This window comes from Acinetobacter sp. GG23 (genome assembly GCF_057766365.1).
Genome location: NZ_JBYMDJ010000007.1, coordinates 127,446 through 150,027, shown reverse-complemented (window position 1 = coordinate 150,027; position 22,582 = coordinate 127,446). Strand labels below are relative to the sequence as shown.

The following is a 22,582-nucleotide window of genomic DNA, read 5'->3' as shown; positions in this document are numbered from 1 at the left end:
ATAACGATGATTATGAGCAATTCAGACATCTTCCAAATGCCAACCGAATTAAAGTTGGAACAACTGAGCTTTTGTCCATCGAATGCCAAAGGGTTACAAGAGTGGGTGTCTAATTTGTCCATTCTGCAACTCGGCAATTCTTCAAAAGAACTTTTCAATGCATTATTGGAAATATCAGAACTGAAATGCCCGGAAATGCTGCGTTTCGATTTAATTCAAATCCTACATCCGACTATTGATAATGTATTGATCAGCCTGGAAAAGCATTTTTTTAACCAAGGTTTGATTACTACCGATCGTAGTGATCAAATTATTGAATTGGCTATGCTTTTACGTAGCCATTTCGCCAAAATTTATATCGACATTTCAAAACGCTGTAACACCCAGCTAAGTCTGCAAAAGTTTTCTATTTTTGCATTTAATCAAAAGAAAAGTTTGCAGACCGCCAGAATTGTTTCGACTTATTACGCGTTACAGCAACTTTCCCTATTACTTTATCAACAACATTTGCTCTATAGCACACCGTTATTTGGTCAATGGCTGGTTGCGCACCAACTGCTTGAATGTGCAATTAAGAATAATTTTTATCAAACCAATATCAATCAAATTTTAGATACGCAGCATCAATTACAGACCATTACTCAAGCTTATTCCCAACTCATTTTATTGGATATTTTCAATACCCATCAAATTCGTCCATCAGAAATGCAAGGCTTATATTTATGTAGTTTTGACTGGGCAAAACTGGTTCACATTTTACCTAAAGAAACCACGCTTTCTCGCTATATCGTAGATACCAATAAAGATCATCCACCGGTTTTCAATGTCAATCAATCCAGTTTATATAAACCGACAATCTACATTTCAACACAACATTTATTAGATCATTTGTCTGAAACCCAAACTAAAAAAGCGGGTTATCTGTCGCGTAATGAAAAGTTATTCCTGACTCCAGCATTACACTTTCATATTCATAATTTACTTACAACCAATATTGAACGTCGCCATGAGCGCTACGAATATTCAGCACAATTGCAGATCTGTTTCAGTCTTTCTGTAGCCCACTTTTACTTATCTAAAGGTAAAAACTTTCACGAAACTTTAGAAGTAGAAAATAATTATCATTTCCAAAATGAAAGTACATTTATCAATTCAATGAATTCAAATATTCCCGTTGGAATCACCACAGCTAAAGTTCTGGATCGGGAAGCAAAACAAATCTATCCAGCTGAAGTTCTGGATATTAGTGTCAATGGTTACAGAATTAAATGGACGGGTGTTACCCCCTCGAATTTAAAAACCGGAGAATTTATTTTAATTCAGGAAAATACCAATAGCCCTTGGCGTGGCGGTGTGGTTCGCTGGATTAAACAGTCAACCGAAAAAAGCCTGGAACTTGGGCTTGAAGTATTGGCGCAAGATTTATTCCCCTGCTCCGTCATGGTGAAAACTGAGCGTAACAGCAGCAACTATCAACCTGCACTTATCGTTCAAACTTCTCAACTTGATAATGTTGCAACCAGTTTAATTGTATCAGGCTCGCATATGTTTAGAGAAAAACAGACCATTCATTTGCGATTAGGAAAAGAAGAATTAAAAATTTATCTGACCAAAGCACAACTTATTACTCAAAGTTTTATCCGTTTTGAATTTGAGTTGCTTAATGATCAGCAAGAAAGCCTGATTAACAACTTTATCAACAAACAAATGAATGAAATAAAGAATCATGATTTATGGGAAGCATTGAAGTGAGAAATCCATTATTGTCTAAAAAGTTAAAACGTACCGAGACGCGTTTACTCATTATCGATGATAATCAAATACGTTTTAACCAAATTCTTGATCTTTTAACATCGAGTGGACATGTTGTACATGCAACATTGTTGGATGATTTGCAAAATTTTGAAAAACAATTACATCAAAACTGGGATCTGGTCATTTTTGGCCGTGCTTATGACTTAAAATATGAACAAGCATTAAGTTTAATCCAACTATCCAACCAACCCAACTTACCTATTCTTCTTCTAAAACCAGAGAATTATCAGGCAGATCAATATGCGGGTTATATTCGTAAAGGCGTTTACGACATTTTAAATCTGGATTATCCAGATCGTTTTTATATTGGCTTGCTCCGTGCACTTTCATTAAGTCGTTTATTGCTCGCCCAACAACATTTAATGGATGAGTTAGAATCTGCCCATACTCATGCACAGTCTTTAGTACATGATAGCAATAAGGCCATTGCCCTTATTCAAGAAGGCATTCATATTCATGCCAATCCTGAATATTTACAACTGTTTGGGATTAAAAACGAGGAAGATATCGTAGGTCTTCCTTTGCTTGACCTGTTACAACCGAAAGATTTGAATGACTTTAAGTTGCGTTTCAAAAAAATTACTCAAGGTCAGTTTGATTTAGGTCGATTAGAAGTCACCACATTAAATGACCATGTTTCTATTCCGAATCCGCTTAAAATCGAATTTTTACCCGCTACAGATGAAGATGCATTACAAATTACCATTGATATTGAAACTTCTGAACCGGGTAATATAACATCTGTGGCAACAGAAAAAAGTATACAGAAACCTAATATCTATCAGCAAATTAATCGCACTATTACCAAGCAGCCTTCTCATATTAATGCGCTGGTTCTGTTCTCTTTAGCCGCTTTTCCTGAAAATATTTTCGAAACTAATTGGGTTACTTCAAAAAACTATTTCAGTCAGATAAAAGAGTTTTTAAAAGAACAAACCCATGTTCCATTATTTAAAGTTTCACCTGGTATTGTTACTGGCTTATTCCAGGCAGAATCTCAAGCCAAATTAGAATCTAAGCTTATTGGTTTAAGCTCACTCACCAAACCACAATTATTGACAGTCAATCAATCAAGTTATCCGCTTAATTTAAGAATTGGATATGTAATCTTAGATGGTGAAATTCGTGACGAAAGCCATTTTGAACAATTTGTTAGTTCGGCTTACAACACGGCTTTACCGCAAAATGCACCCACCGCAGAGCTTGAGTTAAAAACGCATTTAGATATTCCAACGCTGGAACTTCACCATCCAGAAATGAAGCCGTCAAATTCTTTGCCTGAATCTTCGTTAATCAAAGCCTTAGAACAAAGCTTGGATCGCGGAGAGATTCATCTTAAATATCAACAACTTTATGATAAGCAAGATGCGAATTTATATACTTACGAAGTCACTAGTGGCTTTATTTTTGAAAACTCCTGGAAAGATTTATCCAGTTTAAGAGAATTGGCAGAAGATCCAGAATTATCGATTAAACTGGATCGCTGGATATTAGTTGAGTCATGTAAACAATTACATAATTTTATTACGCAGTATCCTGAAGCGAAATTGATTGTCAATTTAAATAAAGAAGTGTTATTTCACGATCGAACCTTCCCGGAATTTATTTCTAAGCTGATTACGATTGTACGCAGTAAATTAACGCATCCGCTTATTTTACAATTCTCAGAAGAAGACCTTACCCAGAATATTTCAGATGCACAAAAGCATATTACTCAATTACGCCAGTTTGGTGCTGAAGTATCTTTAAGGGACTTTGGCAATAGCATTTATAGTGAATCTGCTTTACGTCAACTGGATATAAATGGTTTAACATTACATCACACCTTGACGACAATGTTAAATACCGAACAATCTACCCAGGAATTACAGGAAAAAATTAAAATTTTCCATGAAATTAAACCTGTTGAAATTATGCTACGCGAATTAAATGATATGACGCTGTTCGCAAACGCTTGGAATGTAGATGCCCGCTTTATTCAAGGTGATTATTTCCAGAAAAAACTGGATCACCTGATTGATGTACAAGACCAATAGGTCTTGTACATATTTTCTTGCTGCAACATACACAAATTTCAGGCATAAAAAAACGGGCATTTTGCCCGTTTTTCTACATTTAACAGTATTAGTCAGGACGTTTGATAGAACGTGACATACCAGAAAAACGTTGTTTAAACTTGTCGATACGACCGCCAGTGTCCACATTCTTCTGTTTACCAGTATAGAATGGGTGGCAAGCTGAACATACGTCAAGGTAAAGAGTTTCTTTACCAATCGCTGAACGAGTTTCGATTACGTTACCACATGAACAAGTAGCAACTAATGTTTCATATTTTGGGTGAATATCGGCGCGCATCGTCGATTACTCCTAAGTTAAGAAAGGCTTATGCTGTCATCGCAATTGATCACTCTCATGATTCATGAGGAAAAGCCTATCCAAGGAAAAGCCAGACCAACACCATAACAGACCATTCTTTTGGCCCACCGAGACGGATACCGCCAGAGCTAAGCACAACAAGTGGCCTAATTATACGGCAAATAAGATCAGATAGCTAATTATTCTTTTAACTCATCTACAGTTTTAAATTCCTCTATAGGCTGCTTTGACCAATAGTTAGCAATAACACCACACACCATCAATTGAATTTGGTGGAAAATCATAATCGGCAAAACAATCATCCCTAAAGGCTGTCCGATAAATAAGATTTGTGCCATCGGTACACCACTTGCCAAAGTTTTTTTGGAACCGCAAAAAAACATCGCAATTTGATCTTCCCGGTTAAAACCCAACCATTTTGGAAGGTAAAAAGCCAACAGCATAATCACAGTTAAAAACACTGAGCATGCCACTGTTAAAATTAATAAGGTTTGCCAACTGACCACATCCCATAATCCTGCAACTACAGCCCCACTAAAGGCTCCATAAACCACCATGAGAATAGTGCCCTGATCGAACGCCTTGACGATATTTGGCAATTTCAACATAAACGGATAAACATACGGACGCAATAACTGTCCCAATACGAAAGGCACCAGCAATAACAAGGTAATTTGAATAATGGATGAGGTCGGATCAAAGCCATGTTGTGACTGACCTAAAATAAAAAAGCTGACCAGTACCGGGGTAATAAACATCCCGACAATATTGGAAAATGAAGCACTGCACACTGCACTGGCCACATTCCCCTTTGCAACAGAGGTAAAGGCAATAGAGGACTGGACGGTTGATGGCAAAAAGCACATGAACAAGAAACCCCAGTATAACTCACGCCCCAACAAGGGCAATAAAATGGGCTTCGCCAACAACCCTAAAAGCGGAAAGAGTGCAAATGTAAAAGCAAACACCAGCACATGAAATTTCCAATGCATCATACCTTGGACCACAGCTTCTCTAGACAGTTTTGCCCCATGCAAAAAGAATAAAATTGCAATTGCGCCTGAGGTAATTAGCCCAAAAATATTTGCAGCCAAACCAGATACGGGAACTATTGTTGCCAAAATCACCATAATAATCAGCAAAATAGTAAAGCGATCCAATGCCAACAGTTTTAACATTGCTACATCCTGTAATTATTAAAAAATATAAAAAAGCCCAATAAGTGAATTTACCTAGCGGTAAAGTTTCATCTTACTGGGCTGAATAAATAAAGCCAGTTTTTCAATGCAATGTTCAATATTTAGTTAATCTATATCACTTTATAATTAAATTTCTTTCTAAGCCCTTTTTATTTTTCCGCTATAGAAGAAAAATAAAAAGGGTGTCAACAATTATAAAAGGAGTCTATTAGTTATTTCTGGCATTTACATCTTGCTGAATAAGCTCGATTTTATAACTATCTGGATCTTCAACAAAAGCAATGACTGTTACGCCGCCTTTCATTGGCCCCGCTTCACGTACAACTTTACCACCGCGTGCTTTAATTTCTTCGCAGGCTTTATAAGCGTTATCTACCGCAATGGCAATGTGACCATACCCATTACCCAACTCATAACTTGTAGTATCCCAGTTATGGGTCAGCTCTAATACAGTATTGTTTTTTTCATCGCCATAGCCCACAAACGCTAAAGTGAAACGACCTTCTTCATAATCACGTTTACGAAGCAAAGTCATACCAAGCACTTCAGTATAGAACTTTAACGACTGCTCCAAATTACCTACACGTAACATAGTATGTAGCATGCGCATCTTTGACTTTCCTATTCATTCCTTATTTACTGCCAATATAGGCAATGTAGCAAGATAATTCAAATTTTACCCCTTAAAAAGCAGCGAGGGATGTTGCTTTTTAAACGATTGATTTGCGGTAGGATGGAATGGGCTTCCACTCAGCGAGAGTAGAATTAATCGAACTGATGTTACTTGTCCAGCTTTTATTTATAGTCCAATCACACTCTAAAAAAGAAACAGCCTATTTCATCAAAAAGACAAAATAGGCTTTTAATTGCTAAATCTACTTGAACAGGTTTATTTAGCTTTGTTGAGCGGAATGTTCCTTTAATAACTTCGCCACCCATACCACTAAAATCAAAATGGGAATTCCAATCAGCGTAGTCATAAGGAAGAAATTCGGATAACCAATATTGCTTACGATCGTACCCGAATAACCGCCTAAAATTTTAGGAGTTAAAGTCATCAGTGAGCTAAAAATTGCGTATTGCACTGCGGTAAATGACACACTGGTTAAACTCGACAAGAACGCAATAAATGCAGCACCTGCAAGACCAGAGGCCAAGTTATCGACAATAATGGCAAAATATAACCACAGAGAACTATAAGGTTTAATCACCTTGCCTGTAATTTCAATTTCGTCAGTGGATTGGGTATTTATGATTGGTAAAGGCTGGACATCGACATCTAAATCTTTGGCGGCGCTCAAATTCATATTGGTCGTATAGCGATGCTGGGTGGTTGACAAGACTTGATTATTTTCAATCACTTCAGCAACCAGCTGTTTAGAAGCGGAATTGATCAATATCTCAGCCGGAATTGCCGCACTAAACACGCCTGTTTTATCCAGATTTGCATTAAATTTCTGACCATCTAAACTTAAAACAATTTTTCGAGATTCAGACAGTAACGGTCCAAAATACTGTCCACGAATCACCAAACTATTATTTTTCTCATATAAGGCAATGGTATTGTCACTGGTTACAGGCAATATCTGGATACTAGATTGTTTTGCATCCTGCTTTAAATATGGCACTGTCGTGATTGCAGTATTTTGTGAACCCTCCTGATATTGTGCGGTAACTTGGATGTCATTGGCCTGTGCCAATACCTGACTCGGTACTTTGAGTTTCCAGTATCCGACTTCATCTGACTGCACATTATAACTTTGTTGTCCGACTGTCACATTGACATCATTGATTTGCTGTCCTGATTTTACCAGACCAATGAATATCAGATTGGTTGAACTGGCCAAGATTGCGCCGATAAACATCAACTTCATAATGTTCATGCGCTGTGCCAGTAAACCACCCAAGAAACCGCCAACCAGACTAAAAATCACGCCGTAAATTTTAACTGCTTCAGCAATTTGCTCTTTGGTGAAGTTTAAGTCCTGATAAAACACATTGGAGATTACACCGGCAATAATGTCGGAAATACGGTAAAAACCAATTAACAGCAACAACACTAATGCCAGTTTTACACCATAACGCTTAAAGAAATCTGCAATCGGATTGACCCAGGTTTCAAATGCCATTTGTTTGTTTACGGCACCCATTTTTACCAGCAAGGTACCAATCAATACAGCAACAGCAGCAGAGCCAATAAAACGCAGGGCTTCAAAGCAGAACAATAAGATCGAATCTGAAATTTCAAATTGAGATTTAATCGCTTCGGTTAAGTTTCCAGAGAAAATATAGCTCAGTACAAAACTGATCACGGCCACGAAAAATACAGCAACCAAGCGATAGTAATCGGTACGTTTATAATCTTTATAGATCCGATTCACTTGCGGTTCACGAATCACCAATGTGGTGATAATACCCACTACCATCACCGCAGCCATGGCTAAATAAGTGATTTTCCAGGCACTATAAATATAGTTGCCTTTCGCTGTACCCAAGGATGCCGCTAAAAATAACGCCCCTGCACCCGCTACAATCATCCCGATGCGATAACCGGCATTATAGGTAGAAGCCAGAACGGTCTGCATTTGTGTTTCAGCAAGTTCAATCCGGTAAGCATCAATCACAATATCTTGGGTTGCCGCAGAAAAGCCCAGCAACACTGCACCCACAGCCATTTGATACAAATAACTTTGCCCGAGTGCAGGATTTGAAAATGCCATAATACAAATGGCACAGATAATCAGTACTTGCGCAATCAACAGCCATGCCCGACGACGACCGAGTATTTTCGTCAGTACCGGAACCGGTAATTCATCGATTAGCGGCGCCCAAACAAACTTGAAGGAATAGCCCAGCGCGGCCCAGCTAAAAAAAGTCACTGCACTTTTATCAATTCCGGCTTCCCCGAGCCATAAAGACAGGCTTGAAAAAATCAGTAATATCGGAATACCTGCGGAGAAACCCAAAAACAGCATAATAAGGGCACGGCGATCAAGAAATGCCGTAAAGGCAGATTTCCATCCAGTAGATTGTGTTGTCATTGATTTATTATGTTCTGCAAAAACTCAATGCCGCTATTCAAACGCGTAATGCGATAGGTTTCAACAATATTTACGAAATCATTATTTTATTTTATCGATTAAAGCAGCATGTTCGCTTGAATTTTTCAAGCAAACCTGTATACCTTTAAACCTCTACCGCAATATTTCGTTTTGGATTTTCACAGTGACCCAAAGACTCGAGCAAATGAACTCTTCTTTATCCGCCAATATTATCAGCACCACCGAACAACCGAGCCAAAACATTTTAACTTCAGCATTTGAACAACCAGAAATACAAAGCACTTTAGAAAAAACCAAACTGAAATCTGAACAACTGACGCATATCCCTAATTACGATAAAATTCCTGCGTCAACACGTCGACTGAAACCGCTGAATAATTTTCTGGGGCAAGACCGTGCGCGCGCCTCGGTAGAAGCAGGTATTGCCTTACCTTATTCAGGCTATAACATCTTTGCTGTGGGTACGGCTGGCCTTGGCAAACGCACCATGATCAAGCGTTTATTGCAGCAACATGCCAAAACCATGCCGACGCCAAATGACTGGGTCTATGTCAATAATTTTAAACTGCCGCGTCAACCGATTGCGCTCGAGCTTCCATCCGGTCAAGCAGCGAAATTTCAAACACTGTTGCATCAGACCTGGCAAACCATCTTAAAACAGTTAGAACGCCGTTTTACTGCAGAAATTTATCACAATCGTATTGAAATGATTCGCCAGCAAATTGGAGATGAACAACATCAAGCATTAATTGATCTCACCAAAGAAGGTGAAGCACTTGATCTGAAGCTGATTACCCGTAATGAAGAACATTGCTTTGTTCCGGTGCATTTCATTGACGATTCTCCAGAAGAAATGACAGCAGAAGACATTAATGCGCTCAACAGTAAAGAGCGCGCTGAAATTTCAACAAACATGCGTTACATGGACAAAAAACTAGAACGCTTAGGCCTACATTTGGGCGATTTAGAAGATGATGCACGCGACAAAGTGCAAACTTTAAATCGCAATATCGCAAAACAGGTGGTGATGCCGCGTATCGAGCAAATTTTAAATAAGTTTGGTGAGGTGGAAGGCTTAAAAGACTATCTCAAATACTATGCTGAAGACATTATTAACAATGTTGAAATTGTGCTTGAACAAGAAGAAGATGACTTTACGCCAGGCCTATTTAGCCGCGTGCCTGCACGTTATCAAGCCAATATCATTGTTTCGTATAAGCCTAATTCTGGCGCTCCAGTGATTTTTGAAGATTTCCCAACGCATTACAATTTATTAGGTCATGTCGAACAGCTTACGCAAAATGGCACCATTACCACAGACTTCACTCTAATTCGTCCAGGCACACTGCACAAAGCCAATGGCGGCTTTTTAATGCTCGAAGCAGAGCAACTACTTGAACAGCCTTATGCATGGCAAGGTTTGAAACGTGCATTAAAATCAGGGCAGCTAAAACTATCTTCACTTGAACATATGCTGACTTTAACAGGCAGTATTTCGATTGAACCGCAATCTATTCCCTTGAGTTTGAAAGTTGTTTTACTTGCAGAACCTGAAGTTTATTATGAAATCCTGGAAGTTGAACCGGAACTCGGCAGTGTATTTAAAATCCGTGCTGACTTTACCGATACATTACAACGTAATGACACTAATGAGCAGGCATATATGCAGCTGATTGCCGATTATGTGCAAGCAGATAAATTACTCCCTTTTGATCGCTCTGCCTTAGCAGCATTACTAACTGATTCAAGTCGGCAGGCAGAAGACCAAAGTTCATTGTCATTACATGCTTTAACTTTGGGTGATTTGATTCGCGAAGCCCATCATCATGCTGAAAAATCGGGTGACAAAATCGTTACCGATAAACATATCAATACCGCACTCGATCACCGTAAGTACCGTCTCGGTTATTTACGTGAATTGTACTGGGAAGATTTGTCACGTGGCACACAGCTCATTGAGACCAAAGGACACCGTTTAGGGCAGATTAATGCGCTCTCTGTAATTCAGTATGCAGATGTTGAATTCGGTTTGCCTTCGCGTTTAACCGCTTCGGTTTATCAAGGCGGTGGTGATATTCTGGATATCGAACGCAGTGTTGAACTCGGTGGCTCCTTACATGCCAAAGGCGTGTTACTGATGTCGAGTTTCTTAAAAGCGCATTTTGGTCGTGAACAGACTCTACATTTTTCTGCTGCCCTCGCCTTTGAGCAAAGCTATGGTCAGGTGGATGGTGACAGCGCAACCGTAGCTGAACTGTCTGCGCTCTTATCAGCCATTAGTCAACTGCCAATTGACCAGTCCTGGGCAATCACCGGTTCAATGAATCAGCTCGGTCAGGTCCAACCAATTGGCGGCGTGAATGCAAAAATTGAAGGTTTCTTCGATGCTTGTAAATTACAAGGTTTGACCGGCAAACAAGGTGTAATTATTCCACGTCAAAATATGCAACATTTAATGCTGCGACACGATGTCATTGAAGCAGTTGAAAAAGGTCAATTCCATATTCATGCCATTCAGACCATCGATCAGGCTTTAGAGATTCTCATGGCTCGCCCTGTCGGTACCCTAAACAAAAAAGGTCGTTATAGCAAAAATTCAATTTATGCTGCCGTTATGGAGCAACTTGAATATTGGCAGGCCATTGAAGATGGTGCAGAGTTTGAAGATGACTCCAAGAAAAAAAAGAAAAAGAAAAAAGCCAAGAAAAAGCTAAAAGAGGAAGCAGAAAAACAGCCTGTTCCGTCTGATGTTGTCGAATCTAAAAAGGCCAACAAGGACAATTCTGAAGCAGAATAATCTGCTTCTTTAAAGGCCTCTATTAAAAAACCTTCATTCACATCTTCCATTAAAAAAGCGCCTTAAGGCGCTTTTTTAATCACTTCACAACTGAATTAAGCTTCAGATGCTGGGCTGTATTGTTCTACCAAGGTTTTTAACTCACCTTTTTGGAACATCTCTAGCATGATATCGCTACCACCAATTAATTCGCCATTAATCCACAATTGTGGAAATGTCGGCCAATTTGCAATTTGCGGCAAAGTTGCGCGAATGTCTTGGTTTTCCAAAATGTTTACATAAGCAAATGGACGACCAATTTGACTGAGTGCTTCTACCGCACGTGCAGAGAAACCACATTGTGGGAATTGCGGCGTACCCTTCATATAAAGAAGTACTGCATGTTTAGCAATTTGGTCGCGAATTAACGCTTCAGTGTCGCGTGCTTGTTCAGTCATTGATAAATCCTCAACTAATCTGCCTCGCATTATACCCAAAACTTAACAAAACAGTATGGCTAAAGCAATATTTCCATTTTTATTTCCATTTGGGCTTTTATTCTGTAGCAGTTTTTGCTTAGATAAACCTTTATTTTCCCACCTAACAGATAAGAGTTAGTCATGAATAACATTACCCTTGCCCCAGTGCAATCTGATCAACCTTCACACTTGATGCCAGTATTTGGCCGTCAGCCGATCAGCTTTGTTCGCGGTCGAGGTTCTTATCTTTATACAGAAGATGGCACTGAATATTTTGATGCACTTACAGGAATTGCAGTATGTGGTCTAGGTCATGCTCATCCTGTTATTGCTGAAGCCATTGCCGATCAAGCTGCAACCCTCATTCACACCAGCAACTTATTTGAAGTCCCTTGGCAAACTGCTGCAGCACAAAAACTTGCTGAAGTTTCAGGCATGGAAGAAATTTTCTTCTCGAACAGCGGTGCAGAATCCAATGAAGGTGCCATTAAAATTGCCCGTAAGTTTGGATCAATGCAAGGCATTGCCAATCCAAAAATTATTGTTGCAGACCGTTCTTTCCATGGTCGTACCATGGCGACCCTTGCAGCAACCGGCAACAAAAAAGTTCAGGAAGGTTTTGGCCCGCTGGTTGAAGGTTTTATTCGTGTACCTTTTGGTGACATTGAAGCCATTGAAGAAGCAGCCATTCACCATCCGGACATCGTGGCTATTTTTGTTGAACCGATTCAAGGTGAAGGTGGTGTAAATACTGCACCTCAAGGGTTTAGCTACCTTGAAGAAATTCGTCAAATCTGTAATCAGCATAACTGGTTGATGATGTTGGATGAAGTTCAAACAGGGAATGGTCGTACCGGCAAATACTTTGCTTACCAGCATACCAGTATTATTCCAGATGTTTTAACCACGGCCAAAGGTTTAGGGAACGGCTTCCCGATTGGTGCGGTAATGACTCAAGGTCGTGGAGTCGGTGTACTGACTGCGGGCAACCATGGTTCAACCTATAGTGGTACAGCGCTCGGTTCGCGTGTGGTATATACCGTTCTCGATATTATGCAGAAAGAAAATATCGTTGCCAATGCTGCCAAAAAAGGTGCCTATATTGTTGATCAGCTGCGCAGCAAACTGGCTGATCAAAACGTGATAGTACGTGGTTTTGGTCTAATGATCGGCATCGAGTTACCGAAAGACTGTGGTGAACTGGTGAATATCGCACGTGATGAATATCATTTGATTATTAACGTAACTGCAGGTTCCGTGGTTCGTTTATTGCCAATACTTAATATTACTCAAGAACAAGCAGATCAATTGATTTCTCGTCTTGTAAAAATGATTAAAGCCTTTCTAGCTTAATTCTTTCACCCTTCAAAAAATGAAAAGCCGCTGATAGCGGCTTTTTTTTATACTGCTCGGCTTTTATGAAGCTTCTTGATAATTTCTGCCACCGGGTAACTGGCAGAAATATTGTTTTAATGCTTCTAAACAACGGTGAATTTTCATCGGCTGTTGTTCATGTTTTGAAATAATGGCATACAAGGTGAAACTCGGTAATTTCCACTCTGGTAAAACCTCAACCAAAGCACCATTGATTAAATCTTTTTGTGCATCTAGATATAAAATTCGAGCGATTCCATGCCCTTGCTGACATAATGCTTTGGCAACCAGAACATTATTTGAGGTCAATCTCGAACTCATTTCTAAACTGATGTCTTCACTTGTTACGACATGTTGGAATGACAAATATTGATAATTTTTGATCACATTCATCGGAATTAAATCATGATGCTTTAAATCCTCAGGACGTGAAATGGGTATCGACTGATTCAAATAACTTGGTGAAGCCACCAGAACCTGCTCAACTCGAGCAAGCGGCACTACATGCAAATTATTGTCTTCAATTTTTGAACTTATACGCAACGCAATATCAATACGACCTTCAATCAGATCAATATATTGATTGTCAGCTTCTACATGAACCGCCAACCCTCTATGAGCAGACATCCAATGTGATAAGGCTGGAATGACATGATTTGCGGCTAATTCTGGCGTAGTTGCAATACGTAAGTCCCCAACAAGGTCATCACGCAGCTCATTAATCCGTACCTTTCCGCGCTCTGCAGCAGCAAGCATCTCTTGGCAGCTGTGGAAAAAAGCTTGTCCCGCTTCAGTTAAACTCAACTTTCTGGTAGAACGATGTAAAAGGGTAACTTCCATCTCATGTTCTAAAGAACGAATTTGCTGACTTACAGCACTGGTGGTGATACCTAAATCACGGGCAGCACCACTGAACGAATTTTTTTCTACAACACAAGCAAAGACACCCATTGCTCGAAGTTGATCTAACATAAATTTCCCTCTGAACTTATGAGATGCTTTATCTTTCGATAAAAGCAACTCATTGTATTATACGGTGAAATTTAAGTAATGTATTAATTTATTTAATTAATAGGTAATACCTGGGTTGGATCAATAGGTTTACCATCTAGACGCACCTGAAACTCAAGCATGGTACGGGTTGTACCTGATGAACCCATCTCTGCAATCTTCTGCCCAGCCGTCACATTTTCTCCACTTTTCACGTTCATTTTACTGTTATGTGCATACGCTGAAATGTAACCATTAATATGCTTGATCAGAATCAGGTTACCATATTCTTTTAACCCGTCTGCTGCATATACCACTTGCCCATCTGCAGCCGCATAAATTGCATCACCTACGTTTCCAGTATAGCGAATTCCTTTAATATTATTGGCTAAATTAAAGTTTTGCAGCACTGCACCATTGCTTGGTTTAACCCAGCGTAACGCAGATGCTTTCGAGGTTGCTACAGGAGCCGTTGGAACATTCGCTACAACAGGTGCAGCAGGTTTCACTGGACTGGTTGGAATTTGAACGGTTTGACGTTGAATCGGCGCAGCTTGGGTTACGGCTTGAGTCGTCGTGGTACGGCGTGAACCTGAATCTTTTAAACGTAAAGATTGCCCCACATAAATGCGATACGGCGGCGTGATGTCATTCATATCCGCAACACTGGTATAGGCTAAACCATAACGTGCAGCAATCCCACTTAAAGTATCACCAGAACGAACCGTATAGTAGTCTGGTGCAGTCGCATAACGTGTTGAATTATGAATTTGTGGTTTTGAAGCACAACCACTCAAAATAACAGTGGAAATAACCGCTGTAGACAACACAATGGTTTTCAGCAAGGCTGAAGGCGTAGCTAATAAGCGATAAGATGACACCAAGAGCATTACTCTTCCTCTCTACATATAAATGTATTTATTGAATTGCGCTAAGATTAGCAAAAAAGTATATAAAAAATTATTTCAACACTACATTTTCACAAAGTTATAACACTACTTCAGGCTATTTAGAAAACTGTGCATGCAATGTGTTCAAAATCTCGTAATTGGTAGCATCCATTTGAATAGGTGTGATACTGACATACCCATTCGCGACTGCAAAAAAGTCCGACTCTATTTCAGTTAAACCTTTTTTCGGATCTGCCACAGCTTCGCCTGAAAGTCCAATCCAATAGACTTGACGGCCACGTGGGTCTACATGACTGGTAATGGGTTTTGATTGACTGCGTCTACCCTGATAGGTGATTTTCGAACCTTGTATTTCAGGCACATCAGGAATATTGACATTAAAAATGTGACGTGGAGGTAAAACCGGTAAACCTGAAGCAATAAAATCATGCACCCATTGTGCAGCGACAGCATAATCTTTTGGGTTTTCGTAAGAACGGACATTTTGTCCTGCCATCGATACGGCAATTGCGGGTTGTTTCATTAAGCGACCTTCAAATGCTGCCCCGACTGTTCCCGAATAAAGCACATCATCGCCCAGATTAGCGCCACTATTAATACCGCTAACCACCAGATCAAATTCAAAATCAAATAGCCCATTCATAGACAGATAGACGCAATCTGCCGGTGTTCCATTGACTGCCCAAACATCGGGAGAAATTTGGATGGGACGTAATGGTCGATCTAGAGTCAAAGCACTGGAATAACCACTGCGCTCGCTTTCTGGCGCAACAATCACTACACGCCCCAAAGGCGATAAAGCATGCGCAAGCGCTTGAATACCGGGAGCAAAAACACCATCATCATTGGCAATTAATATATTCACTTAAAATCTCAAAATAGTTTAAAAAATGACTGGTCAGAACATTTGATTGAATAATATAAAGAATTATATATATTTAACGATCGACCTCCATTCAAAATATGTGACTAAAAAATGATTAAAACGATCTCACTTCGTGGCTTCTTGGGTTTAGGTTTGGCAGCATTACTATCACAAGCTGTTTTAGCCGATGAAAGCCTAACTCAAGCAGAAGCCAATACCCTGATTAAAGAGGACATTGCTTCAACTCAGGTTATGGCTGAAGTGTGCCCTGCGATTCTGGGTAAAAATGCAAAATTTAATCACAATATTCAGCAACTGATTCAGACTTATCTGCAAGACTATTCAGACAAATCGATGACTTACGATAAAATTCAGGCAGATTCAGAATATAAATCTGTTCTTGATGAAGCGCGTCAAGCTGCCAAAGAAACCAGTAAAGACGAACAAAAAACAGTGTGTAATGAGGTCGTAAATTACGAAGCCTAAGTCATAACAGATTATTGATATAGAATACTCAGCCTAGTGAGCATCCTATATGTGGGCATGAAGATTATCCAGCTTCATGCCCTGTTTTTATAAAATAAATACAAGCCAGATTAAACTCTTAAAGTCGATTCATTGTTTCTTCAACTTTCAACAGCTTCAATACATTTGTGTACTTACAATTACCAAAAATATCGTTAAGCTTATTTATATTGTTATGTTTTTAAATAATTTAGGTCTGCTTAAATGAAATTATCTCTGTTCAAATCTCTTTCTTTGGGTCTATTGACCACTGCTGCAATGTCACTCTCGGCTACTCATGCAGCGAAACAACAAGACGAAAATATTGAAGTTACCCCCATTCAAAAAGTCACTCAACAAGAACTTGCTGCAATTTATGTACTCTCGGAAGTCTGCCCAAGCTTGGTGAAAAATGATGCTCAGTTTTCGAAAGGATATTCCAAACTTGCACATGAATATTTACCGCAAGAAAAAGATGCGGTTTCAGCTTTAAACAAGCTCAGCAAAGAGAAAAAATTTAAATCAATTTTAACTGAAGCACGTAGTGATGCGAAAAAAGCCGGTGATGCAAAAAATAAAGAAATTTGCCAAGAGTTGATGACTTACAGTAATTAACACCAATTGGTTACAATACTTTTGAAATAAGCCGATTTCTCCGTAGAAGTCGGTCTAGCTTTATCCTAGAATGCTAGGCTCTTTGTGCTTATATCAAGATATTGGAACCACCTAGAATGACCCACAAAAGCGCCCTTGCTGCATTATTACTATTGCCTAGTTTCACATTCGCAGCATCTGTCTTATCTGCACCGCCAGAACTCAATAATAAATCTTATGTTTTGATGGACTATGAGACGGGGCAAATCCTCGCATCTAAAAATGAAAACGAAAAATTAGCACCTGCTTCAATGACCAAGATGATGACCAGTTACATCATCGAACAGAAGTTATTGAGTGGTGATCTTACGGAAGATGAAAAGGTTCGTATGAACGAGTCGGCATGGTGTCGTGGTAGTAGCACGGAATCATGTATGTATGTCCCGCTGAACGGTACTGCAACAGCATTAGAAATGCTTCGTGGGATTATCATCCAGTCAGGTAATGATGCTTCTAAAGCCATGGCAGAACATATTGCCGGGAATGAAGGCACTTTTGCCCACATGATGAATGAAGAAGCAAAACGTATTGGCATGACCAATACCAGCTTCATCAATTCGACAGGCATGCCTGCTGAAGGTCACTACTCGACTGCAAAAGATATGGCAACGCTTGCGCAACATATTATTCATGACAGTTCAAAGTATTACCCAATCTACTCTGAAAAAGAATTTACTTTTAATGGCATTAAACAAGGTAACCGTAACGCCTTGCTTTATACCGACCCAAGTGTAGATGGTTTAAAAACCGGTCATACTGACGAAGCAGGTTACTGTTTAACCACTTCTGCCAAACGCGGCCCCCTGCGTTTAATTTCAGTAATTTTTGGTGCGCCAAGCATGAACGAGCGTGCATCTCAGACACGTGAAATCTTGGCTTGGGGTTATGCAAACTTTGAAACCGTTAAAGTACAGCCTGCCAATCAGGTCTTGGCTAAAGCCAAAGTTTGGTATGGTAAAAGCAATGACGTTCAAATTGGCTTAGCTGAAAACTTTAACGTTACCATGCAAAAAGGTCAGGCTAACGCGATCAAAACACAACTGGTTGTTCAACCAAAATTGACTGCTCCACTTAAAAAAGGTCAGGTGGTGGGTAAATATGTAGCCAGTATTAATGGCAAAGTGATTTCAGAAAAACCGCTTATTGCACTTCAAGATGTTGAAGAAGCAGGTTTCTTTGCAAAAATGATCGACCATATCAAACAATTTTTCTCTAACTTATTCTAATTTAAAAATTTAGACTTAAGTTCAAGCATCTATACTTCGGTCTAGGTGCTTTTTTATTTTATAATCACTCCACACCCTTGCACTGACTTCTAATGATGAAAAAGAATATTCGCCCTTATTTAGATCACCATCCTGAAATTGATGTCACTTGCTATATTGATGAAATGTCCGTGGTGATTGGTGACGTGACTTTGGCTGAAAATGTATCGGTGTGGCCTTTTGCCGTAATTCGTGGTGATGTAAATCATATTCATATTGGCAAAAACAGTAATGTGCAAGATCATGCGATGTTGCATGTCAGCCATAAAAAAGCCGACAAGCCTGAAGGCTCACCACTGATTATTGGTGAAGATGTCACCATTGGTCATCACGTGAAATTACATGGCTGTACGATTGGTAATCGAGTTCTAATTGGCATCAGCACAATTATTTTAGATGATGTGGTGATTGAAGATGATGTGATGATTGGCGCAGGTTCTTTAGTTCCTCCACGTAAACGTCTGGAAAGTGGTTATTTGTATGTGGGTAGCCCGGTACAAAAAGTCCGTCCGCTTACAGATAAAGAAAAAGAGTTTTTGCCTTATTCAGCGCGGCATTATGTGAAGGTGGCGAGAAATTATTTAGAGTAAACTGATTAATCGATAGCCTTAGCTGATACTTACAGAATAGACTTCGAATAAATTATAAAATTTAAAAAACTGCGTTTCTCATAAGAGCTTTTATATTAAATCAAAAGACACCTTCTGTTGAGGTGTCTTTTACTTAGATATTATTTGTTAAGAAGTTGTTCTAAATCTTTTATTGATTCTTTTAAATTTATGCAACTTTCAGCTTCTCTAGATTTTCCACAAGATTCTTTCATGGCTTTATCAATTATCTTATCTAAATCTTTTATAGAATTCATAATAATATTTTTGCAAACTGATGAATGTACATTTTCTGAGCAGAATTTCATAAAAACATCATCAGAGATGGCATCAGATATTATTAATAAAACGGATGAAATTCCTTTATTTTTTCTTATCTCTGCTAAATGTGCTTGCGAAGCGTTATTCCAAATTGAATTTGGATAATCAATACATTTAATTGCTGAGCTTGCTGTTGCGTTAAAACACTACATATCTATTTTTTGATTAGGGTTAAGGCTTGACGTGAAATCTTCATTAGAAATATACGCTTTAAAATTTACATAATTTTCTGTTAAATCAGCATACATTCCCTCATCTTTATCTATTTTGATATTTTTAATACTGCCTTTTATTCGCGCCCATTGATTTCCATATTTCTTATTCGCTGCTACTTCATTTCCAGCATAATCACTTTTAATTTTGTTTATAGTTACTGGTTTTTGAGGTGATGTTTTTACTATTTCAATTAAATAATGCCTTACCATCATCAAGCCATGTAGTAAAACCATCATGAATTATGATGTTCTTTACAGAATCCTCTTTACTTGCAAAAGTAAGTGATGGCATTGCTCACAGAGCTAAGATGAGAAAAAATTTCATTAAAATAAATTCCAGATATTCTTTTTTAATTTATCATCTTATAAAACAATTGCTTAATTAAAATCAATCTTTCTTTTTTTGTTAGGGAAAATAATATTATGGCTTTAATAAATTAACTAGGATATAGCCGCCACTCTGTTAGTAATAATAAAAATCCAAAAGTTATCAATCTTGAACTGTAATGTGGAGTAAAAAACCTTCTTTTAAACAAGTAAAGAAATCCCCTCTCAACATAGCCACCACGTCCTAAATTTTGTAGAATAGCCCTTTTATCCCATGGTGCTTTTCAATGACCGCTTGGACTGCTCACGTTACGGTTGCTACTGTTGTCGAAAAAGACGGAAAATTTCTGTTTGTTGAAGAACATACAGAAGGTGTAACACATACTGTGTTTAATCAGCCTGCGGGTCATGTCGAATGTGGCGAAACCATTATTGATGCTGCCATTCGCGAAACCATGGAAGAAACCGGACATACAGTGAGTATTGAATCACTGCTGGGTATTTATACCTATACTCCACCGATGTTTCCAGATCGTACCTATTTTCGTTTCTGCTTTTTAGCAAAATCGATTGCGCATGATGAACATGCAACATTAGATACAGGAATCATTGGCGCAGTCTGGATGACTTTGGAAGAATTGATCGAGTCGGCTCGTGCGCGTAGCCCCTTGGTAACTAAAGCCATTGAAGATGCTCTTTCAGGCAAAAAATATCCTTTATCGCTCATTTACGAGCATCAAAACTCTCCCTTAATTTCAACTTTGGATGCTTAATCCTATGCAACAACGTGTCATCGTCGGTATGTCTGGTGGTGTAGATTCTTCTGTTTCTGCAGCACTTCTTCTTCAACAAGGATATCAAGTTGAAGGACTTTTCATGAAAAACTGGGAAGAAGATGACGGCACGGAATATTGCACGGCTATGGAAGATCTGGCCGATGCACAAGCCGTTTGTGACAAAATCGGCATCAAATTGCATACAGCCAACTTTGCCATGGAATATTGGGATCGTGTATTCGAGCACTTTTTAGCTGAATATGCTGCAGGTCGTACCCCAAACCCGGATATTTTATGTAATAAAGAAATCAAGTTCCGTGCATTTTTAGATCATGCCGTGAACTTGGGTGCAGACTTTATTGCCACAGGTCATTATTGCCGCCGCGGGGAAACCATAACCAACTCGCGTGGTGAAGAATACGCACCTTTATTACGCGGCTTTGACCAAAACAAAGATCAAACGTATTTCCTGCATGCTGTACATGGTCGTGAAATTAACAAGACTTTGTTCCCAGTCGGTGAAATTGAAAAACCGGAAGTTCGTCGTATTGCTGAAGAACTCGGTCTTGCAACAGCGAAGAAAAAAGATTCAACCGGCATTTGCTTTATTGGCGAACGCCGTTTTAATGACTTCTTGAAACAATATTTACCTGCCCAAGCTGGAAAAATTTATCTAGATACCGGTAAAGAGGTTGGTGAACATCACGGCTTAATGTACTATACGCTCGGTCAACGTGGCGGCATTGGCTTGGGTGGTCTTAAGGGCGAATCTGAGGGTGCATGGTTTGTTCTTTATAAAGATATTGAAAACAACCGCCTCGTCATTGGTCAGGGTCATGAGCATCCACTGATGCAAAGTACTATACTTTGGAGTGAAGCAATTGACTGGGTTGCGGGTGAGCAAGTAATTCCAGAAAACGGTTTCCGCTGCACTGCGAAAACGCGTTACCGCCAACCCGATCAAGACTGTGTTATTTATAAAGATGCCGATATGCCAAATGGTGTACGCGTTGAATTCGACGAACCGCAACGTGCGGTGACTCCAGGACAAAGTGTAGTGTTCTACGCAGATGAAGTTTGTTTAGGTGGCGGTGTGATTCATCATACCAATGCCCCAAAACCTGATTTTATTTAAAAGGAAGCGATAGGCATGGCTGAGTTACCCTTTCAACAGCCTCAAACTTTGAATATACGCCAAAACCGTGCTTTGGCGTTGGCAGCTGTGTTTCAATCGACACAGCTGACCCACATGACCGCCATGTCCGGACAGCAGAGTGTGGGTGAAAGCGGCAGCTTCTATCTAGAGCAACTCATTAAAGCCAGCCTGAATATTCGCCCTACCGCCAATGAATCCTGCCGGACCCTAGATTTTTTTAATCAACTTGCCGATATTTCTCTCGGTTTAAAAACTTTAGAAAATAGTATTACCCAACCGTTTAATACCTCTCCCAAATCTCGTTTACCCAAATTATCTAGCGCCAAGTTGCCGATGAGCTATGCCATGGCCTTGTTACAGTTAGAGAAAAAAGTCTATAGCAATCCAAAATTCGTTGAAATCATTGAAAAATCGCAACAAAAAATATTAAAGCAACTTTCATTTTTTGATAATAATTATCTACATCCCAGTATTATTGCCAACCTTGCCCAAACCTATGTCGAAACTGCAGGACAAATTAATCCTCGCATTATGGTCAAAGGCAACGCCCAAGCATTTAAAGATACATCTCATACCAACCGTATTCGCGCTTCGCTGTTTACTGGCCTGCAACTGGCGCATTTATGGCGCCAAATGGGGGGCAGTTCATGGGGCATGATTTTCAGCAAGCGTAAGCTGCTCCAAGATATTCAAGATCTTGCCCGTTTACAATATCAGGTGGTTTAACTGATGCTGTGCGGGCTTTGTTTTACATAGGGGCCGTATAGGCTGCAAAAATAATTGCGACAATGAGTTTTTTAATGATCCGAAGCATGGTTTGTAAAACTTAGTTATTCTAAGTGAGCAAATCATAACGAAGTAAAATAAAAAATACTCGAGTCCCGAAGGGTTGAAGTTAAAACAATCTCA

At 39.3% G+C, this 22,582-nt stretch carries 21 protein-coding genes; 12 read left to right on the top strand and 9 right to left on the bottom strand.

Annotated features, from left to right (window positions below; genetic code table 11):
* The first annotated feature begins 6 nt into the window (after window positions 1-6).
* Both AC3CAU_RS12440 and AC3CAU_RS12435 read left to right on the top strand, forming a co-directional pair.
* On the top strand, window positions 7-1,752 hold the full coding sequence (locus tag AC3CAU_RS12440) for a GTPase (RefSeq protein ID WP_447053365.1): 1,746 nt from the start codon (window positions 7-9) through the stop codon (window positions 1,750-1,752).
* On the top strand, window positions 1,734-3,851 hold the full coding sequence (locus AC3CAU_RS12435) for an EAL domain-containing protein (RefSeq protein ID WP_131214714.1): 2,118 nt from the start codon (window positions 1,734-1,736) through the stop codon (window positions 3,849-3,851). The genes AC3CAU_RS12440 and AC3CAU_RS12435 overlap by 19 nt, the downstream gene beginning before the upstream one ends.
* Before the next feature lie 88 nt (window positions 3,852-3,939).
* Here the strand turns inward: AC3CAU_RS12435 and rpmE are convergent, their stop codons facing one another.
* The 4 genes from rpmE to AC3CAU_RS12415 form a co-directional block, all read right to left on the bottom strand.
* Window positions 3,940-4,170 carry a 50S ribosomal protein L31 gene (gene rpmE, locus AC3CAU_RS12430; protein ID WP_131214716.1) on the bottom strand — a complete coding sequence of 77 codons (231 nt, stop codon included), beginning with the start codon at window positions 4,168-4,170 and terminating at the stop codon, window positions 3,940-3,942.
* Window positions 4,171-4,370: 200 nt separating this feature from the next.
* Window positions 4,371-5,369 (bottom strand): bile acid:sodium symporter family protein, encoded by a 999-nt coding sequence (locus tag AC3CAU_RS12425; protein WP_131214718.1) that lies wholly within the window; start codon window positions 5,367-5,369, stop codon window positions 4,371-4,373.
* A 229-nt stretch (window positions 5,370-5,598) separates the two neighbouring features.
* The gene (gene gloA, locus AC3CAU_RS12420) at window positions 5,599-6,000 is read right to left on the bottom strand and encodes a lactoylglutathione lyase (protein WP_131214720.1); all 402 of its coding nucleotides are present in this window, start codon (window positions 5,998-6,000) and stop codon (window positions 5,599-5,601) included.
* A 283-nt stretch (window positions 6,001-6,283) separates the two neighbouring features.
* Window positions 6,284-8,431 (bottom strand): AmpG family muropeptide MFS transporter, encoded by a 2,148-nt coding sequence (locus AC3CAU_RS12415; protein ID WP_447053366.1) that lies wholly within the window; start codon window positions 8,429-8,431, stop codon window positions 6,284-6,286.
* Between the two features lie 205 nt (window positions 8,432-8,636).
* Here AC3CAU_RS12415 and AC3CAU_RS12410 point away from each other — a divergent pair, with 205 nt between their 5' ends.
* Entirely contained in the window at window positions 8,637-11,249 is a 2,613-nt protein-coding gene (locus tag AC3CAU_RS12410) for a Lon protease family protein (protein WP_447054325.1), read from the top strand.
* A 95-nt stretch (window positions 11,250-11,344) separates the two neighbouring features.
* Here the strand turns inward: AC3CAU_RS12410 and grxD are convergent, their stop codons facing one another.
* Entirely contained in the window at window positions 11,345-11,686 is a 342-nt protein-coding gene (grxD, locus tag AC3CAU_RS12405) for a Grx4 family monothiol glutaredoxin (protein WP_067863978.1), read from the bottom strand.
* 162 nt (window positions 11,687-11,848) lie between these two features.
* Between grxD and AC3CAU_RS12400 the strand changes: the two genes are divergently transcribed.
* Window positions 11,849-13,060 (top strand): aspartate aminotransferase family protein, encoded by a 1,212-nt coding sequence (locus AC3CAU_RS12400; RefSeq protein ID WP_131214727.1) that lies wholly within the window; start codon window positions 11,849-11,851, stop codon window positions 13,058-13,060.
* A 63-nt stretch (window positions 13,061-13,123) separates the two neighbouring features.
* Here the strand turns inward: AC3CAU_RS12400 and AC3CAU_RS12395 are convergent, their stop codons facing one another.
* The 3 genes from AC3CAU_RS12395 to surE form a co-directional block, all read right to left on the bottom strand.
* On the bottom strand, window positions 13,124-14,053 hold the full coding sequence (locus AC3CAU_RS12395) for a LysR family transcriptional regulator (RefSeq protein ID WP_131214729.1): 930 nt from the start codon (window positions 14,051-14,053) through the stop codon (window positions 13,124-13,126).
* Window positions 14,054-14,145: 92 nt separating this feature from the next.
* A complete protein-coding gene (locus tag AC3CAU_RS12390) occupies window positions 14,146-14,961 on the bottom strand; it encodes a peptidoglycan DD-metalloendopeptidase family protein (RefSeq protein ID WP_131214731.1) in 816 nt (271 codons plus the stop codon).
* 115 nt (window positions 14,962-15,076) lie between these two features.
* Window positions 15,077-15,847: a 5'/3'-nucleotidase SurE gene (gene surE, locus AC3CAU_RS12385; RefSeq protein ID WP_131214733.1), complete on the bottom strand. Its 771-nt coding sequence runs from the start codon at window positions 15,845-15,847 to the stop codon at window positions 15,077-15,079.
* 111 nt (window positions 15,848-15,958) lie between these two features.
* Here surE and AC3CAU_RS12380 point away from each other — a divergent pair, with 111 nt between their 5' ends.
* The 5 genes from AC3CAU_RS12380 to AC3CAU_RS12360 all read left to right on the top strand — a co-directional run bounded on the left by AC3CAU_RS12380 (window position 15,959) and on the right by AC3CAU_RS12360 (window position 19,304).
* The gene (locus AC3CAU_RS12380) at window positions 15,959-16,333 is read left to right on the top strand and encodes an MCR_0457 family protein (protein WP_131214735.1); all 375 of its coding nucleotides are present in this window, start codon (window positions 15,959-15,961) and stop codon (window positions 16,331-16,333) included.
* Window positions 16,334-16,576: 243 nt separating this feature from the next.
* Complete coding sequence (locus AC3CAU_RS12375) at window positions 16,577-16,966, top strand: MCR_0457 family protein (RefSeq protein WP_131214737.1); 390 nt, start codon at window positions 16,577-16,579, stop codon at window positions 16,964-16,966.
* 116 nt (window positions 16,967-17,082) lie between these two features.
* The gene (dacC, locus tag AC3CAU_RS12370; protein ID WP_131214739.1) at window positions 17,083-18,231 is read left to right on the top strand and encodes a D-alanyl-D-alanine carboxypeptidase PBP5/6; all 1,149 of its coding nucleotides are present in this window, start codon (window positions 17,083-17,085) and stop codon (window positions 18,229-18,231) included.
* Window positions 18,232-18,326: 95 nt separating this feature from the next.
* Window positions 18,327-18,860 (top strand): gamma carbonic anhydrase family protein, encoded by a 534-nt coding sequence (locus AC3CAU_RS12365; protein WP_131214995.1) that lies wholly within the window; start codon window positions 18,327-18,329, stop codon window positions 18,858-18,860.
* Window positions 18,861-19,091: 231 nt separating this feature from the next.
* Window positions 19,092-19,304 carry a hypothetical protein gene (locus AC3CAU_RS12360; RefSeq protein WP_250697835.1) on the top strand — a complete coding sequence of 71 codons (213 nt, stop codon included), beginning with the start codon at window positions 19,092-19,094 and terminating at the stop codon, window positions 19,302-19,304.
* 41 nt (window positions 19,305-19,345) lie between these two features.
* Here AC3CAU_RS12360 and AC3CAU_RS12355 read toward each other — a convergent pair whose 3' ends face one another.
* Window positions 19,346-19,651, bottom strand: coding sequence for an OB-fold protein (locus AC3CAU_RS12355; RefSeq protein WP_250697836.1), 306 nt, complete (start codon window positions 19,649-19,651; stop codon window positions 19,346-19,348).
* Window positions 19,652-20,028: 377 nt separating this feature from the next.
* Between AC3CAU_RS12355 and AC3CAU_RS12350 the strand changes: the two genes are divergently transcribed.
* The 3 genes from AC3CAU_RS12350 to hflD are packed head-to-tail and all read left to right on the top strand — an operon-like array spanning window position 20,029 to window position 22,399.
* Complete coding sequence (locus AC3CAU_RS12350; protein WP_131214740.1) at window positions 20,029-20,514, top strand: NUDIX hydrolase; 486 nt, start codon at window positions 20,029-20,031, stop codon at window positions 20,512-20,514.
* Between the two features lie 4 nt (window positions 20,515-20,518).
* Window positions 20,519-21,652, top strand: a complete 1,134-nt coding sequence (gene mnmA, locus AC3CAU_RS12345) for a tRNA 2-thiouridine(34) synthase MnmA (protein WP_131214742.1) — start codon at window positions 20,519-20,521, stop codon at window positions 21,650-21,652.
* A gap of 15 nt (window positions 21,653-21,667) precedes the next feature.
* Window positions 21,668-22,399, top strand: coding sequence for a high frequency lysogenization protein HflD (gene hflD / locus AC3CAU_RS12340; protein ID WP_131214743.1), 732 nt, complete (start codon window positions 21,668-21,670; stop codon window positions 22,397-22,399).
* The last annotated feature ends 183 nt before the right edge of the window (window positions 22,400-22,582 follow it).